The organism is Duganella sp. Root1480D1, from assembly GCF_001427305.1.
Classification (GTDB): Bacteria; Pseudomonadota; Gammaproteobacteria; order Burkholderiales; family Burkholderiaceae_D; genus Rugamonas.
Map to the genome: position 1 here is coordinate 31,969 of NZ_LMFZ01000034.1, position 15,978 is coordinate 47,946.

The following is a 15,978-nucleotide window of genomic DNA, read 5'->3' on the forward strand; positions in this document are numbered from 1 at the left end:
CAATGAAACGAGGTTTCTACACCATTATGGCGGCGCAGTTTTTCTCGTCGCTCGCCGATTCTGCGTTGCTGATCGTCGCAATCTACATGCTGGGAACCATGAAAGCACCGGCGTGGATGACGCCGATGCTGAAGGAAACCTTCGTCCTGTTCTATGTGCTGCTGGCCGCCTTCGTCGGCGCCTTTGCCGATGCCCTACCCAAGGGCCGCGTCATGCTGGTCGGGAACATGATCAAGATTTTCGGTTGCGGCCTGTTCTTCTATAACGTGCACCCGTTGGCCGCCTATGCTGTTGCTGGCTTGGGCGCCGCAATCTATTCCCCTGCCAAGTACGGCATCCTCACCGAACTGCTGCCACCTGAAAAACTGGTGGCCGCCAACGGCTGGATCGAGGGATTGACCGTGAGCTCGATCATCCTTGGCACCGCGCTGGGCGGGGCCCTGATCGGCGGCCCGGTCTCGGCCGGATTGCTGGCCTTTGACATGCCAGGCATCGACACCGGCTTCGAGACGGTCAGTGAGATCGCGCTGGCCTGCGTGGGCGTGGTCTACCTGCTGGCGACCATGTTCAACCTGCGTATTCCGGACACCGGTTACGTCTATCCGCGGCAAGAGCGCAATCCATTCCGCCTGATCCGCGATTTCGCGGACTGCTGCGGCATCCTGTGGCGCGACAAGCTGGGCCAGATTTCCCTGGCTGTCACCACCCTGTTCTGGGGTGCAGGCGCCACCTTGCAGTTCATCGTGCTGGAATGGGCCAGGCAATCGCTGGGCATGCCGCTGAATAAGGCCACCACCACCGTTGCCATTGTCGTGGTTGGGGTAGCGCTTGGCGCCGTCATGTCCGCGCGCTTCATTACCTTGCGCAAGGCGCTGTCGGTAATCCCGCTCGGCATCGCGATGGGCGTGATCGTGATGTCGATGATTTTCGTGCACGACCTGCGCATTGCTTACGTCCTGCTGCTGGTGGTCGGCGCGCTGTCGGGCTTCTTCGTCGTGCCGATGAATGCGCTGCTGCAGCACCGCGGACACGTTCTGATGAGCGCCGGGCATTCGATCGCGGTGCAGAATTTCAATGAGAACCTGTCCATCCTGACCATGCTGGCCTTCTACGCCATGATGGTGAAGCTGGGCCTGGGCCTGAACACGATCATCGTATTATTCGGCTTGTTCCTGGCAGGATCGATGCTGGCCATCATGGCACTGCACGCCGCCAACCAGCGCAGGCAGGATTCACTCGGCCTGATCGGCGAGCATCCTCATTAAGAGGGCAATGCCCCGTCACTGCGGCGCGCCTGGGCCCGGGCGCGCCAGTCGTCCGGCACCACAAAGCCGCGCTCCGTTTCTTCCAGCCAGCCGCCTGATTCCTGCACAGTCGCGACCAGCACTGGGCTTGGGTCGGTGACGAATTTCTGCGCCAGGACGTCCAGCAATGCCGCGCGCGTGAGCGGTGCCGGCGTGGGCGCACTTTCGCTGCGCGCGGCAGGCGTGCGCAAGGGAGCCAGCCATTGCAGACGCGGCATCACGATGAATTGCTCGCCTTGCGCGGCCGCCTGCTCGCTGTGCGTGCGCCAGTGGCCGCGGCAGTGGTCGGGCGAAATGCCATCGATTTGCGGCGCTGGCTCGGTGGCGTGGTAGAACAGCCAGCCCTTGACCAGGGCCTGGGCTTTGGTGACCGGTGCCGGCGCGACCTGTTGCGCGATGGGGTGCTGCGAGAGCTGCAGCTGGGCGTTGAAGATCTTGCGCATCTTCAGGCCCAGCGTGTCGGCCAGGTTGGGGCCAACCAGGCGATTGTAATTTCCGGTGTCGGGGTCGCCATCCAGCAGGTAGAACTTGGTGGCAAACTCAATGTGGAGCAGGTTTGCGCTGCCTTCCTCGCGCAGCAGGAAGTCGAACTCGCCGATGGTGCCGTTCCTGCCGTCGCGGACTTGCAGGCCGTGGGCGGCCAGCGCGCCGTGCTGGGCGAAGTAGAAGGCCATCAGCTTTTCGGCGTACAGTCCAAGGCGCGAGTAAAAACGGTTGCCGAGGGCGGCATCCAGCGGCGATGGGTCTGCGTCGAGATCATCCAGCCAGTTGGCCACGGCAGGGGAGATGGGGCCCAGCGTGGCTATCTTGCCTTGCCAATGCGAGCTATCCGGGTCCAGCAGGTCGGGCGAGTCGAGCAGCCAGGCCAGCGCGCGAACGTGGGGCCGCGCTAGGTGGCCCCATTTGCGGTGGAATGTCCTAGCGTCGGCCGGCATGGGCGGCTTTGGCCAGGCACAAGTCCTGCCATGCCCTGGCCTTTTCTTCCGGCTTTTTCAGCAGGTCGGCCGGGTGATAGGTGGCAACGACCGGCACGCTGTCGTGTAGCATGATGCGGCCGCGAGCGGCACCTCCGAGCAGGCCTTTGCCGGTCGTATGGCCGAAGGCGACGATGACTTTGGCCTGCGTCAGTTCCAGCTCGCGTTGCAGGTATGGGCGGCAAGCTTGCAGTTCTTCGCCGCTTGGCGCGGCGGGGGCGTAACACTTCACCAGGCTGGTGAGGTAGGCACCCTTTTCCGTCCCCTGCCCAACCGCCTTCAGCATATTGTCGAGCAGGTAGCCGGGGGCGCCGGCGAACTGGTAGCCTTCCGTGTCCTCTGCCTGGCCTGGCGCAGTGTCCAGCGCGATCCAGGTCGCCTGTTCGTCGCCACGGCCCGGGACAGCCTGCTGGCGGGTTTCGCATCGGCCGCAGCGGGTGCAAGCGCCGATTGCCGCTTGCAGCGCGGGCCAATCCATTTGGGCGATTTGCTCGTCCGTTGCGCGGCCAGTGTCTGGCGTGCGGGGCGTTGCTTGTTCGGCGCGCGGCGCGGAGGCTTGCTCGTCGTCGAACCAGGATGGCGGTTCGTCCATCGGGAGATCGTCGTAGGCTGGCATTTCGTCTGCCTTGGCTGCCGGCGGGGCGCTGGCGGAGCGCGATTGCATTGGCGCGGGCCTCGCCACGGGGGCCGGGCGTTGTGGCGGCGCTTCGGCGGGCTGCTCGGGGGCCGCCACTTTCTTGCGCTGCGGTTTGTATTCTGGCGTTGGTGCGTCGTCAAACCAGGACATGTCCTCCCCAGTCGAAGCGATGCTTGGCGTACCGGGCACGCGCGTCGGTGCAGCCGGAGCCGCTTGCGTATCGGGCCCGGACGGCGAGTGCGTGGCCTGGCGGACGTCTGCCGCCACCGCAGGCGGCGCGGTAGCAACACGCGCGGCAGCTGCTGCTGCCGGCAATTGGGAGCCGTCAGCGCGCTGCGGTGCTGCGGAAGCTTGCCGGGCCGCGGGCGGTTGCTGGCTGGTGGACTGATGCTGGCTGGCGGCGGGCGCGTATTGTGCTGGCGCCTGGACAGGATGCGCATCGGGGAGCGCTTCATCGGCAGGCGTCAGCGGTATATGCGCGGGCTCGGCGCCGGGCGCGGAAACGAAGGCAGCATCGGCATCCTCAGCCGAGACCGCGCGATGACGCAGGCGCCACTGCGGCCCCACGCCCATCTCCTCCAGGAACACTGCAGAACGGCGATCACTCATAGTCCAAAACGCATCACGATAGCGTCCTCGCGAGTTGAATCAGCAGCAGGATAATACCCCTTGCGGCGGCCGATTTCGGCGAAGCCATAGCGCTGGTAGATTTCCAGTGCGCGAACATTGGAAGGCCGCACTTCCAGCAAAATCGACTCCATCCCCAGCCCGCGCGACAAGGCGACAGCCTGGTTCACCAGCAAGCGCCCCACGCCACGTCCCTGCCAGTTGCGCGATACGGCAACGTTCAGCAGGTGCGCCTCATCGACTATCCCCATCACCAGGAAATATCCCATCAACTGGCGATCCTGCGCGCGCAGTACCCAGGCGTGATATCCCTGCGACAGCGAATCGGAAAAATTAGTGCGGCTCCACGGATAGGGATAAACCTGCTGCTCCAGCGCCACGACCTCATCGAGGTCACTTTCCTGCATCGGCTCGTAAATAAGCCGGGCCAGATCCCATAACTGATGCATCATGCCTGCGACGCCTTCATTTCTTCACGTTCCGCCTTGGTGTAGGCGACCTTGTTGCGCAGGTACAGCGGCTGCGCCTGCGCGGCCGGTACGGCATGGCCGGCGGCGAAAGCGGCGCGCCCCAACTGCGCGATTTGCACTGCGTGCGGCATGATCGCGCCATCCGCTCCCTCGGCAAAGGCCTTGCCCGCGAATGCCTCGGCATAGGCGGCAAAGCCGTTGCCGCAAGCGCGCGCCGGTCCCGCCGGTGCCACGCCGGCAGGCGCCGACAAGGCCGGCGGCAGGAGCGCGACCGGCTGGCCGCCGTCAAAGCGGTATTGGGCCCAATAGACTTCGTTCATGCGCGCATCGAGCACGGTCAGGACTTGATCCGAGCCGTGGCGTTCGCGGCAAGCCAGTGCCATGGCGTCCAGCGTGACGACAGGCAGCAGCGGCAGGCCGGCGCCAAAACCCAGGCCCTGGGCGATGCCGCAGGCGGTGCGCACGCCGGTAAATGAACCGGGGCCGGCGCCATAGGCGATAGCGTCGCAATCGCGCAGGACAATGCCTGCCTCCGCGAGCAATTCCTGGATCATGGGCAGCACTGCCTGGGAATGGGTGCGCACGCCGGACGATTCGCGGAAAGTCACACGCTCCCCGCGCAGCAAGGCGCAGGAAGCCATTTCAGAGGATGTTTCGATTGCAAGAATGGTAGCCATGGCCGGTATTTTACCCTGTGGGCATGTACAATAGCACCCCATGCACAGCACTACCCTACATGCCGACAACCGCGCCGAAGTGGCCGCCGCGCTGGCGCAGGACCGCCTGGTCGTGGCCTGCCTGTGCGCCGCCTGGTGCGGCACCTGCGCTTCCTACCGCGCGGTTTTCGAGGAACTGGCAAGCCGCCACCCTGACAAATACTTCCTGTGGGTCGATATCGAAGACCACGCGGACCTGGTCGGCGACCTCGATGTCGAGAACTTCCCTACCCTGCTGATCCAGCGCCATGAACATGTAGCCTTCTTCGGCACCATGCTGCCCGACCCGAACGTGGCGCATCGCCTGATCGAAACCCAGGCCGAGCTGTCCGACCAGGAACTGGCGCGCCAGGCGGCGTCCACGACCGAACGCCGCCAATGGCAGCAGGAATGCAACCTGCGCGCGCTGTTGGGCCAGCGCAGTTAAGCCAACTTCAACGGCAGGCTGCGCAAGCGCTGGCCGGTCAGCGCGAACACCGCGTTTGCCACGGCCGGCGCGATAGGCGGCGTGGCAGGTTCGCCAACACCCTCCGGCGGCTCGCCGCTCAACACGATCACTGTCTCCACCAGGGGCACCTCATTCATGCGCAGCACCGGGTAGTCGGCGAAATTGCTTTGCACGACCTTGCCGTCCTTGATGGTGATCTCGCCGCCCAGTGCCGCCGACAGGCCATAAACCACGCCCGACTCAACCTGCTGCGCAATGATGTTCGGATTGACGGCAATGCCGCAGTCGATTGCACACACCACGCGGTGCACGCGGATCTGCTTGTCCTGCACCGACACTTCCGCCACTTGCGCGACGATGGCGCCAAACGACTGGTGCAGCGCCACGCCATGCGCACGCCCTTCAGGTGCCTTGCCAGCCTTGGAGATGGCGGCATTCAGCACGGCCAGGTGGCGCGGATGGTTCAGCAGCATGGTGCGGCGGAATTCCACCGGGTCCTTGCCGGCCGCGCTGGCCATTTCGTCGACAAAGCTCTCTTTGAAGAAGGCATTTTGCGAATGCCCCACCGAGCGCCAGTTACCCAGCGGGACGGCACTATCGACCACCACGTGGTTGATCTGCTGGTTCGGGATCTCGTACTGCATGTCGTACACGCCTTCGGCAGTCGAGCGATCAGGCCCTGCGCCGGGCAGGCGCAAGTTGCGCTTGGTGAACTGGTGGGTCAAAGCGCCGCCAGCCGTCTTGGCCTCCCAGGCGATGATGTTGCCGGCCCCGTCGAGCCCCGCCGTCATGCGCGCCATGGCCGCAGGACGGTAGACGTCGTGGGTAGTGTCGTCTTCGCGGCTCCAGATCACCTGCACCGGCAGGCCCTTGGCTTCGCGCGCGATGGCCACCGCCTGCGCCACCATGTCCATTTCCAGGCGGCGGCCAAAGCCGCCTCCCAGCAGGTATTCGTGCAGGATGACGTTGGCTTCGCTGACGCCGCCAACGCGCGCAGCTGCGGCGCGGGCAAACGTCGGCGCCTGGGTGCCAACCCATACCGTGACCTTGCCATCCTTGACCTGGGCCGTGCAGTTGATCGGCTCCATGCAGGCGTGTGCCAGGTAAGGCACCCGATAGACCGACTTGATGGTGCGCAGCGCACTGGCCGCCTGCGCCATGTCGCCGCGCTTGTGGTAATTGTCGCCGTCTTCCGCCTCGATGGCATTCGTCAGCGAGGCATAGATCGCTTCGCTGGACAGCTTGGCATTGGCGCCATCTTCCCAACGGATGGGTAGCGCGGCAGCGGCCTGCCTGGCCTGCCAGTAGCTGCGCGCAAGGACGGCAACGCCGGCCCCGGCACCGTAATTTTCTTCGATGGCGTTGGAAAAATCGATCACCGACAACACACCCGGCATTTTCACCACTTCGCCCGGCGTAACGCCCGCCACCTTGCCGCCCACCACCGGCGACATGCGCACGGAGGCATACACCGTCCCCTCCGGGCGCACGTCGATGCCATACGTCGCCGTGCCTTCCGACTTGATGCGGGAATCACGGCGCGGCACGCTGGTGCCGATCAGGCGGAAACTGTGCGGATCTTTCAACGTCACCTTGCCCGGCTGTCCCAGCGCAGCGCGCGCGGCGACCACGCCATAAGCAACTGACTTCTTGCTGATGTCGTGATACAGCACGCCATTCTCGGCGCGCACCTGCTCCGGCGGCACCTTCCATTGCTGCGCGACTTCGGCGACCAGCATGGCGCGCGCCGTGGCGCCGGCCTCGCGCATCGAACTCCATGCATCCTTCACGCTGGACGAGCCGCCGGTAATCACAATGCCCATCTCGCGTGCCACCTTGCCCAGCATCCAGCTCGATAACTCCTTCGACCTGCCCGTATCGTCCGGATGGAATGGCAACGTTTCGCGCATCACAGCCAGGTTGGCGTAAATCTTGTCGGCGGGCGCCTGGATCAACTTGATCGCATCCAGGCTCACGTCCAGTTCTTCCGCCACCAGCATCGACAGTGCAGTGTGCACGCCCTGCCCCATTTCCGCGCGCGGCATGGCCAGCTGCACGCTGCCGTCAGGGGCAATGGCGATCCAGCCGTTCAGGGCGACGGCGCCATTTTCAAGCGGCAGCGGGGCTTGGCCGCGCACGCGCTGGCGCGGCGGCATCACGCCCCAGCCAACCACCATGGCCCCGGCGACGGCGACGCCGCTCAGCAGGAAATGGCGGCGGGAAATCTTCTTCGGTTTGAGCATGGCTCCCTCTTTATGGCAGCCAGCGCTGCAGCAAATCGTCCGGCATCACCGGACGGCTGTAATAGAAACCCTGCGCCTGGTTGCAACCGTGGCGCAGCAGGAAGGCCGCCTGCTGTTCCGTCTCCACGCCTTCGGCGATGACGGACAGGTTCATGCTGCGGCCCAACTGGATAATGGCGATGGCGATCGCTTCATCATTGACGTCGGTCGAGATGTCCTTGATGAAGGAGCGGTCGATTTTCAGTGTCTGCACCGGCATCTGCTTCAGGTAGGCCAGGGACGAGTAACCAGTACCGAAATCGTCGATCGCCAGCGAAACCCCAACCGCGTGCAGGTCATTGATGAAGCCCAGCGCATCGCCCGTGTTCATGATCACCGACTCCGTGACCTCAAGCTGCAGGCGGTGCGGCTCCAGGCCGGTTTCGCGCAGGATGTCGGCCACCATGGTGACCATGCTGCCGCGCTCGAACTGCTTGGCTGACAGGTTGACCGCAATCTTCGGCACGTGCAGCCCGGCCTCCTGCCAGCGCACCATCTGGCGGCAGGCTTCATACAGCACCCACTGGCCCAACTGGCTGATGAAGCCCGTGTCCTCGGCCAGTGGAATGAAGCGATTCGGCGGCACCAGGCCCAGTTCCGGATGGTTCCAGCGCACCAGCGCTTCCACTCCCAACAGCTTGCCTGAATCGATTTCGACCTGCGGCTGGAAGTTCAGGAACACTTCCTCTTTCTCGATGGCGCGGCGCAAATAGGTTTCCAGGCGCAGGCGTTCGACACCCTCGCCCGACATGGAAGGCTGGTAGAAGCGGTAGCCGTTGCGGCCACGCGCCTTGGCCTGGTACATCGCCACGTCGGCGTTACGGATCAGCATATTCAGGTCGCTGGCATCGGTCGGGAACACCGAGACCCCAATCGAGCAGGTCACGAACAATTCATGGCCCGCCACCATGAATGGGTGCTCGAACATGGTCACCAGCTTTTCGGCCACCTGGCCGGCGCCGTACTGCCCTTCGACGTCTTCCAGCAGAACGATGAACTCATCGCCACCAAGGCGCGCCAGGGTATCGCCTTCGCGCAGTTTCTCCGACAGCGCGTGCGCCACCTGTTTCAGCAGCTCGTCGCCGATGTGGTGGCCCAGCGTGTCGTTGACGTTCTTGAAGCGGTCCAGGTCAATGAACAGCAGCGCCAACTGCTCATTACCGCGCACGGCGCGCTGGATGGCATGCTGCAGCCGGTCGTGGAACAGCAAGCGGTTCGGCAACTGGGTCAACGCGTCGTGGTGCGCCAGGTGGTCCAGCTTTTCCTGCGACTCCTTGACCAGGGTGATGTCGCTGAACACCCCGACATAGTGGGTAGTCAGGCCGCGCGTATCGCGCACGGCGGTCAATGTCAGCCACTCCAGGAACAATTCGCCGCTCTTGCGCATGCTCCAGATTTCGCCGCGCCAGTAGCCGTGTTCCACCAGCTCTTTCCACAGTTCAGCGTGGAAGCCTTCGTCATGGCGGCCGGAACGCGTCAGGCCAACGTCGTGGCCCAGCGCTTCGATTTCGGTGTAGCCCGTGATCTGCGTGAAGGCCGGATTGACGGCCACGATGGTGCCCTTGTCGTCGATCACCATCACGCCATCGGCAATATGTTCCAGCACGGTAGCCGACAGGCGCAGTTTTTCTTCCGCTTCCTTGCGCGCGCTGATGTCGGCGTAGACCCAGATCGAGCCTTCGTTCGGGCGGTTCTGGTCGATGGCGCATCCGGACACCATGCACCAGAACAGCGATCCGTCCTGGCGGCGGTAATTGCGTTCTTCGCTGAAGTATTCGCCGTTGCCCAGCGTTGAATACTGGCGCGCACCGGCCGATTCGAAATCGAAGGTAGTCGGGAACACGATGGCAGTGGAAGCGCCGATCATCTGGCCCGGCTCGTAGCCGAACAACTCTTCGCAGCGGCGATTGACCGAGACAATGGTCCGGTGGCGCACGAACATCACGCCGAACATCACGTTATCCAGGATCGCGCTCTGCTCCGCCAGCAGGCCTTCGATACGCATTTCATTGTGCTTGCGCTGGCTGATGTCGGAGATGATGCCGTCCACCCAAGGCGCCCCGCCCGCCTCCGCCGCCTGCGGCTGGCCATTTTCGGCCACCCAGCGCTCGGTGCCAGTGGAATCCATGATGCGGTATTCGATTTCGTAGGGTTTGCCGTCCTGGATCGCCTGCACCACTACGCGGCGCTGGCGCTTGCGGTCTTCCGGGCAGATCAGGTTGGCCCAGGCATGCGTGGTGCTGCGCATGAATTGCGCGGCCGAATAGCCGGAGATCTCTTCGATCGCGTCCGACACGAAATCGATCGGGCCATCGGGGCGGAAGCGGAACACGGCGCCCGGCACCTGGGTCACGATGGTACGGAAGCGCTCCTCGCGCTGGGCGATGTCTTCGAACAGATGCTTGATCGCCACCCGCATCTGGTCCAGCTGGCCGGCCAGGCGGCCCAGTTCATCGCTGCCGCTCAGCTCCATGCGGGTTTCGAAATCGCCGTGCGACAGGCGGTCGGAAAAGCGCATCAGCTTGCGCAAGGGCTTCAGCAGGCGCTGGTTCAGGAACAGCACGATCAGCAGCAGCGACACGGTGAGCTGGGCCGCCAGCACGAAGACGTAAGAGAGCTGCTTCTCGCGCAGTTCCTGCTGGCTGCGGGCATCGTCCATCTCGACCATGATCTTGCCGATCTTTTCGCCGCGCACCATGATTTCACGCTCGGCCCGCACCACGTTGCCGATGGCGCGCTTGGGCGCTTCCACGTGCATGAACTGGGTGTCGGCCTGGCCGGTGACCTGTACCTGCAGCACCGAACGGTCGCGCATCACGGATTCGACCAGTGAGTGGGCCGATTCCGCATTCATATTCCACAGGGATTCCTGCATGCCGAGGGCCAGGATGTCGGCGTTGCGTTGCAGGGATTCGTTCAGGGCGGTCTGGGCGGACTTCTGTTCGTGCACGCCGATCAGCAGGTAGGAGCCGATAATCGCAGGAATGACCAGGCCGCCGAAAACCACCAGTAACAAGGCGCCATAAATCGACAGCCCATACAGTGCGCTCAGGCGGGACCTTAATTTGTTATAAAAATTCCGAGCCATTCAGCGGGTCTGGTGGAAAAGATTATCCAGCAGCAATTATGCACGTAACTTGCTATCATCGCCACTCTATCTCAGAGGAGTTTCCCTATGTCGTTTTCTATGTATTCCGCTTCGATTCCAGTGTTCCGCCAGATCCTCGGCAGCCTGCTGACCATCCTCGACAAGGCCGAGGCACATATCGAAGAAAAGAAGATTGATCCCAATGCCCTGCTGCAGTTCCGTTTGTTCCCGGATATGCTCCCGTTTACCCGTCAAATCCAGATTGCTGCGGACTTCGCCAAGGGTGCCGGCGCGCGCCTGGCAGGTGCGGATGTGCCGGCATACGAAGATACTGAAAAGACCATTGGTGAACTAAAACTGCGCATCCAGCGCACGCTGACCTTTTTGGACTCGCTGCCGCGCCAGGCGATTGAGGATTCTGCGCAACGTTCGGTAACTACCGGTAGCGGCGAGAAGGCCAAGCAGTGGGTGGGGCAGGAGTATTTGATGCATTATGCACTGCCGCATTTCACTTTCCATGCGACGACTGCGTACAACATCCTGCGCCATAATGGGCTGGAGATTGGGAAGAAGGACTTTATTGGGTCGTGGAAGGCGGAGTAAACCCGGTAAACCTGGGTCTGCCCCCCAGGGTCAGACCCAGTCTACGCGACGGCTGCGGGGCTGGTTCGCCGCACAACCGAAACCCGAACTTCCAGACCGTAGGGTGTCTGACACTGCGGGTCAGACACCGGTTTACCGGTTCTCAGGAATTCCGCCGCGGATACCCCTGCGCCAGAATCCGCTGCCAAACCATCTCCTTCTCCTCCGCACTCATCGCCACCCAGTGCGCGACTTCGATATAAGTCCGCCCGCACCCGCGGCAAATATCGTCAAAGGTAGTCGAGCAAACCGCCACGCAAGGCGTATCCGGCCGCTCGGGAGCTTTATCTTCTGCCATCACTTCACCTGCAAACCCAGCTTGTCCCAGCCGTCATGGCCGAGTTTCTCCATGGTCTCGATATTCTTCTCAAAGATATCGGCCGCCTCCGGGAACGCCGCCACGGCCTTATCAATCGACGCCTCGCGCAGCAAATGCAAGGTCGGGTAAGGCGAACGATTGGTGTAGTTGGAAATATCGTTCTTGTCGGTATCCGCAAACTGGTAATCCGGGTGGAAACTGGCCACCTGCAGCTCGCCTTCAAGCTTCAGCTCTTCCAGAGCCGCATCCGCCACATCCAGGAATTCGTTGTAATCCTCGAAATCCTGCAGCACCAGCGGGTGGATCAGCAAGGTCGTATCGACCACTTCCGGGTCTTCTTCCGCCAGGAATTCCAGTTCCTTGATCAAGTCTTCCAGCAATTCCTCAGGCGAGGAAGCCTCCGACACCACATAACGCACCTGCTTCTTCACATGCACGGCTTTGGCGAAGGGGCACAGGTTCAGGCCGATCACGGCCTTTTCCAGCCACTGCTCGGTTGCCGCGATAACGGCTTCGTAATCCACTCGGGTGTTGCTCATTTATACATCCAAAAATCGTTATCCAAGACACCAATTATATAGCTTGATCGACATAATTATCCAAGAAAATCAGTCACATAGCGAATTTTTCCTTGACTCGACAGGGTTTCAACCCTACACTCCGGCCTTAGATAGTCCGCCCTTTGTTTCCACAAGACAACTGCGAAACGCTATGCAAGAACGAATTAAAAGTACTGTCCTGATCGCCCTGGCGCTGAGCGCCGCGCTCCCGGCAGCCTCCTCCCTGGCATCGACCGACACCGCGAAATCCGTGGTGCTGCAGCCTGCCGTGGAAGAATACAAGGAAACCGACGTCTGGGGCCGCATCCGCTCCGGCTACGCCATTCCCGACGTGAACAACGCCCTGGTCGCCAAGCATGTGAAATGGTACGCCGACCGCCAGGATTACCTCGACCGCACCACCGCACGCGCCTCGCTCTACCTCTACCACGTGGTGGAAGAGCTGGAAAAGCGCGGCATGCCGACCGAGCTGGCTCTGCTGCCTTTCATCGAATCCGCCTTCAACCCGCAAGCCCTGTCGACCGCCAATGCGGCCGGCCTGTGGCAGTTCGTGCCGGGCACCGGCCGCGACTACGACCTGAAGCAGAACGCCTTCAAGGATGACCGCCGTTCCGTGCTGGCCTCGACCGATGCCGCCCTGAGCTACCTGCAGCGCCTGTACACCATGTTCGGCGACTGGCACCTGGCCCTGGCCGCCTACAACTGGGGTGAAGGCAATGTGCAGAAAGCCGTCCAGCGCAACCGCGCCGCCGGCAAGCCGACCGATTTCGACAGCCTGGCTGAACTGATGCCAGCCGAAACCCGCAACTATGTGCCGAAACTGCAGGCGGTAAAGAATATCGTCGCCAACCCGTCGCAATACGCCGTGCACCTGCCGGTGATCGACAATGAGCCGTATTTCACTGCGATCGACAAGACCCGCGATATCGACCTGGCCCTTGCCGCCAAGCTGGCCGAAATCTCGGTCGACGAATTCAAGGCCCTGAACCCGCAATTCAAGAAGCCTGTCATTACCGGCAACGAGCAGACCAAGATCCTGCTGCCGACCGAGAATGCCGCCAAGTTCACTTCCAACCTGGCCTCGTGGACTCACGCCCTGTCGAGCTGGACCACCCATAAGATCTCCAGCGCCCGCGAAAGCATCGCTTCCCTGGCCCGCCGGTTCGGCACCACCCCGGATGCCATCCGCCAGGCCAACAACATCCCGCAGAAATCCGTGCTGAAGGCCGGCTCGACCATTCTGGTACCGAATATTTCCGCTTCGGCGGCTGGCAGCGACATTTCGACCGACGTGATCGAGAACGCCGTCATGGCCGTGGAAAACGAACGTCCGGGCCCAAAACGCAGCAACTACCGTCAAGCTTCCTCATCCCACGGCGAATCCAAGCCTGCTGTCAGCATGGTCAAGGCACGCGTCAAGCGTGACGAAGCTGGCAAATCGAAGTCCCGCCGCAGCAATTGAACGTATTGCCAACCCGCTACCCCTTGCCAAACTTGCAGGGGTAGCGTCGGCACGTTTACAATCCCGTTCTTGCGGTATAACCCCATTGGAGTAGATATGGCTTTCTTGCAAGGCAAAAAAATCCTGATTACTGGCGTCCTGTCCAACCGTTCCATCGCTTACGGCATCGCTAAAGCTGCCCACCGCGAAGGCGCCGAACTGGCTTTCACCTACGTTGGCGAGCGCTTCAAAGACCGCATCACTGAATTCGCTGCCGAATTCGGCAGCAATCTGGTCTTCGACTGCGACGTGAGCAGCGACGAACAAATCGCCAACCTGTTCACCGACCTGGCCAAGAGCTGGGACAGCCTGGACGGTTTCGTGCACGCCATCGGCTTCGCCCCGCGCGAAGCGATCGCCGGCGAATTCCTGGACGGCCTGACCCGCGAAAACTTCCGCGTGGCCCACGACATTTCGGCTTACAGCTTCCCGGCCATGGTGAAAGCCGCCCTGCCGCTGCTGAAGCCTGGCTCCTCCGTGCTGACCCTGTCCTACCTGGGCGCAGTTCGTGCGATTCCTTACTACAACACCATGGGCCTGGCCAAGGCATCTCTGGAAGCTTCCGTGCGTTACCTGGCTGAGAACCTGGGTCAGCACGGCATCCGTTCGAACGGCATTTCCGCCGGCCCGATCAAGACCCTGGCTGCTTCCGGCATCAAGGACTTCGGCAAGCTGCTCGGCTTCGCCGCCGGCCATGCCCCGCTGCGTCGCAACGTGACCATCGAAGAAGTGGGCAACGCCGCGGCCTTCCTGCTGTCGGACCTGTCGTCCGGCATCACCGGCGACATCATGTACGTCGACGGCGGCTTCTCGCACGTGATGGGCCTGAACTCGAGCGATTACGAGTAATCCTCGCCTTGCCCACTAAAAGCCGCCTCAAGGCGGCTTTTTTATTTGCATTCACGCGAGCCCGTCGGCGGTAATTCGGGGTCAGATCTGTCATTTGGACACGCAAGCCATTTCTTTAACAAATCTCAATACGGAAAATCGCCTGTTCTGGCGTATTGAGATAAATCAAAGGCTATGTTTGCGTGTCCAAATGACAGACCTGACCCCGAATTTCACTGGCTTGCGCAGAATCAACGAATTGACTAAAGTTAGCGCCTTGATTCTGCATACTCAGAAACCGCCCGCTCCCGCATGCCCATCGAGCAATCCGACGACGAATTGATGTTGCGTTACCGCGATGGAGAGCTGTCGGCCTTCCAGGAGCTGTATCGCCGCCATAGCCGCGGCTTGTACCGCTTCCTGGCCTGGCGCAGCGGGCGCACCGAGTGGGCTGACGAGGTGGCGCAGGAGACCTGGCTGGCGGTGCATCACGCCCGCACACGCTATGCTGCACAAGGCAGCTTCCGCAGTTACCTGTTCCAGATCGGCCGCAATCGCCTGGCCGACATGCAGCGCCAGCCCGATATCGACGATTGCGGCGACATCCGCCTGGTGCAGGATTCGGCCGAGACCACCGCGCTGGAGCGCCAGCAGAATCTTGCCCTTCACGCTGCCATCCGCCTGCTCCCGTCCGAACAGAAGGAAGCCCTGGTGCTGCAGCACTTCAGCGGCTTGAGCATCGATGAAATTGCGCTGGTGGTTGCTGCACCGGCGGAGACAGTGAAAAGCCGCCTGCGCTATGCCATGCGTAAGCTGCGCGAGCAATTCAAGCAGGAGGAGACGGTATGACGCCAGTGGACAAGGACGATTTCGAAGACGCGGACCTGGCGCGCCGCCTGGCATCCTTGCCGCAGCCGGAACCGTCGGCAGAACTCGACGCGGCCATCTTCGCGCAAATCGAGAAGAACCTGGCGCCCGGCCCTGCCGCAGCCAACGATCCCGCCGTTGACGCCCCGCGCCCAAAAATCAAACACCGCTATCGCGCACCGCTGGCGTTTGCCGCCAGCCTGGCCGGCATCGCCATCCTGCTCCCGGTCTGGCGCAGCTACCAGCACCAGGAATTGCAGCCGGTGGAAGTACGAATCGTGCCCGAGGAAATGCCGGCCTCGCCTGTGCCAATGATAAGCCGCGACGAAGCCGCCCCCTCCGATATAAAACGCGAGCCGGCCATCGTTGCAGCCAAGCCGGCAGCGCCTGTACCGCAAGTCGAAATGCCTATGCAAGCACCGGAAGCGCCTGCCGCCGCAGCACTGCCGCCGCCCCCCCCGGCACCAGCACCTGCGCCGGCCGCAACTCCGCGCGTGCCTGCACCGGAAGTCGATGAACTCGATGCTCCGCGCAAAGCTGCGGCACGCTCGCTGGAGGCAGAAAGCCCGAAAGACTGGCTGCAAGCGATCGAGCGGATGTTCGATGCCGGCGACACGGATTCAGCCGCCGAGCAGTGGAAGCGCTTCCGCAAGGCTCACCCGGACTATCCAGTGCCGGATAGCCTGGCGAGCCGCCTCAATGCCCTGAAATAGCC

Annotated in this window: 15 protein-coding genes; 7 read left to right on the top strand and 8 right to left on the bottom strand. The window is 62.4% G+C overall.

All coding sequences use genetic code 11. The features are described 5' to 3' along the window. Nucleotides 1–2: 2 nt before the first annotated feature. The gene (gene lplT / locus ASD58_RS21005; protein ID WP_057263175.1) at nucleotides 3–1,265 is read left to right on the top strand and encodes a lysophospholipid transporter LplT; all 1,263 of its coding nucleotides are present in this window, start codon (nucleotides 3–5) and stop codon (nucleotides 1,263–1,265) included. Here lplT and ASD58_RS21010 read toward each other — a convergent pair. From ASD58_RS21010 to tsaB, 4 genes are read right to left on the bottom strand one after another with little or no spacing between them, the layout of a single operon-like run. Beyond that, nucleotides 1,262–2,239: a DUF1853 family protein gene (locus ASD58_RS21010; RefSeq protein ID WP_057263176.1), complete on the bottom strand. Its 978-nt coding sequence runs from the start codon at nucleotides 2,237–2,239 to the stop codon at nucleotides 1,262–1,264. The genes lplT and ASD58_RS21010 overlap by 4 nt on opposite strands. Next, nucleotides 2,223–3,524 carry a uracil-DNA glycosylase gene (locus tag ASD58_RS21015; RefSeq protein ID WP_082565582.1) on the bottom strand — a complete coding sequence of 434 codons (1,302 nt, stop codon included), beginning with the start codon at nucleotides 3,522–3,524 and terminating at the stop codon, nucleotides 2,223–2,225. Before ASD58_RS21015 ends, ASD58_RS21010 begins: the two co-directional genes overlap by 17 nt. Beyond that, entirely contained in the window at nucleotides 3,521–3,991 is a 471-nt protein-coding gene (gene rimI / locus ASD58_RS21020) for a ribosomal protein S18-alanine N-acetyltransferase (protein WP_055926219.1), read from the bottom strand. Before rimI ends, ASD58_RS21015 begins: the two co-directional genes overlap by 4 nt. Continuing rightward, nucleotides 3,991–4,689 carry a tRNA (adenosine(37)-N6)-threonylcarbamoyltransferase complex dimerization subunit type 1 TsaB gene (gene tsaB, locus ASD58_RS21025; RefSeq protein ID WP_057263178.1) on the bottom strand — a complete coding sequence of 233 codons (699 nt, stop codon included), beginning with the start codon at nucleotides 4,687–4,689 and terminating at the stop codon, nucleotides 3,991–3,993. Before tsaB ends, rimI begins: the two co-directional genes overlap by 1 nt. A 40-nt stretch (nucleotides 4,690–4,729) precedes the next feature. Between tsaB and ASD58_RS21030 the strand changes: the two genes are divergently transcribed. Then, nucleotides 4,730–5,155 (top strand): thioredoxin family protein, encoded by a 426-nt coding sequence (locus ASD58_RS21030; RefSeq protein WP_057263179.1) that lies wholly within the window; start codon nucleotides 4,730–4,732, stop codon nucleotides 5,153–5,155. Here the strand turns inward: ASD58_RS21030 and ASD58_RS21035 are convergent. Beyond that, nucleotides 5,152–7,419: a xanthine dehydrogenase family protein molybdopterin-binding subunit gene (locus ASD58_RS21035; protein WP_057263180.1), complete on the bottom strand. Its 2,268-nt coding sequence runs from the start codon at nucleotides 7,417–7,419 to the stop codon at nucleotides 5,152–5,154. The two genes, ASD58_RS21030 and ASD58_RS21035, sit on opposite strands and share 4 nt — an antisense overlap. A gap of 10 nt (nucleotides 7,420–7,429) precedes the next feature. Next, nucleotides 7,430–10,546, bottom strand: coding sequence for an EAL domain-containing protein (locus ASD58_RS21040; RefSeq protein WP_057263181.1), 3,117 nt, complete (start codon nucleotides 10,544–10,546; stop codon nucleotides 7,430–7,432). Between the two features lie 87 nt (nucleotides 10,547–10,633). On the opposite strand from ASD58_RS21040, the gene ASD58_RS21045 reads away from it, so the two are divergent. Further along, nucleotides 10,634–11,149, top strand: a complete 516-nt coding sequence (locus tag ASD58_RS21045) for a DUF1993 family protein (protein ID WP_057263182.1) — start codon at nucleotides 10,634–10,636, stop codon at nucleotides 11,147–11,149. A 142-nt stretch (nucleotides 11,150–11,291) separates the two neighbouring features. On the opposite strand, the gene ASD58_RS21050 is transcribed toward ASD58_RS21045, so the two are convergent. Further along, a complete protein-coding gene (locus ASD58_RS21050; RefSeq protein ID WP_057263183.1) occupies nucleotides 11,292–11,486 on the bottom strand; it encodes a DUF1289 domain-containing protein in 195 nt (64 codons plus the stop codon). Beyond that, nucleotides 11,486–12,046, bottom strand: coding sequence for a DUF1415 domain-containing protein (locus ASD58_RS21055; RefSeq protein WP_057263184.1), 561 nt, complete (start codon nucleotides 12,044–12,046; stop codon nucleotides 11,486–11,488). The genes ASD58_RS21050 and ASD58_RS21055 overlap by 1 nt, the downstream gene beginning before the upstream one ends. A gap of 172 nt (nucleotides 12,047–12,218) precedes the next feature. Between ASD58_RS21055 and ASD58_RS21060 the strand changes: the two genes are divergently transcribed. From ASD58_RS21060 to ASD58_RS21075, 4 genes are all read left to right on the top strand, one after another. After that, nucleotides 12,219–13,529, top strand: a complete 1,311-nt coding sequence (locus tag ASD58_RS21060) for a transglycosylase SLT domain-containing protein (RefSeq protein WP_057263185.1) — start codon at nucleotides 12,219–12,221, stop codon at nucleotides 13,527–13,529. 96 nt (nucleotides 13,530–13,625) lie between these two features. Beyond that, a complete protein-coding gene (gene fabI, locus ASD58_RS21065) occupies nucleotides 13,626–14,417 on the top strand; it encodes an enoyl-ACP reductase FabI (RefSeq protein WP_057263186.1) in 792 nt (263 codons plus the stop codon). A 291-nt stretch (nucleotides 14,418–14,708) separates the two neighbouring features. Further along, on the top strand, nucleotides 14,709–15,245 hold the full coding sequence (locus tag ASD58_RS21070) for a sigma-70 family RNA polymerase sigma factor (RefSeq protein WP_057263187.1): 537 nt from the start codon (nucleotides 14,709–14,711) through the stop codon (nucleotides 15,243–15,245). After that, entirely contained in the window at nucleotides 15,242–15,976 is a 735-nt protein-coding gene (locus tag ASD58_RS21075; RefSeq protein WP_057263188.1) for a hypothetical protein, read from the top strand. Before ASD58_RS21070 ends, ASD58_RS21075 begins: the two co-directional genes overlap by 4 nt. Nucleotides 15,977–15,978 lie beyond the last annotated feature (2 nt).